At 50.9% G+C, this 293-nt stretch carries 2 rRNA genes; both read right to left on the bottom strand.

Annotation, left to right across the window (positions count from 1 at the left end):
- Positions 1 to 82 (bottom strand): 5S ribosomal RNA (rrf, locus tag HP548_RS34195); the annotation flags it as partial.
- 80 nt (positions 83 to 162) lie between these two features.
- Positions 163 to 293: ribosomal RNA gene (locus tag HP548_RS34190) — 23S ribosomal RNA — on the bottom strand; the annotation flags it as partial.

The raw sequence follows: 293 nt of genomic DNA, 5'->3' as shown, positions 1-293 counted from the left end.
TCCAAGTACCATCGGCGCTAGAGGGCTTAACGGTCGTGTTCGGGATGGGTACGTGTGGAACCCCTCCGCCATCGCCACCAAACGCATAGCTTAGCTTACATCTCAGAGTTTATTCTCTGAAAACTAGATCCGAAACGAAATTCGCGATTTACAACCTGCATATTGGATAAGCCCTCGACCGATTAGTACTGGTCAGCTCCATGCATTGCTGCACTTCCACCCCCAGCCTATCTACCTCGTCGTCTTCAAGGGGTCTTACATACTGGGAAATCTCATCTTGAGGGGGGCTTCAC

Source organism: Paenibacillus taichungensis, from assembly GCF_013359905.1.
Taxonomy (GTDB): Bacteria; Bacillota; Bacilli; order Paenibacillales; family Paenibacillaceae; genus Paenibacillus; species Paenibacillus taichungensis.
This window is presented reverse-complemented; position numbering and strand designations above follow the sequence as displayed.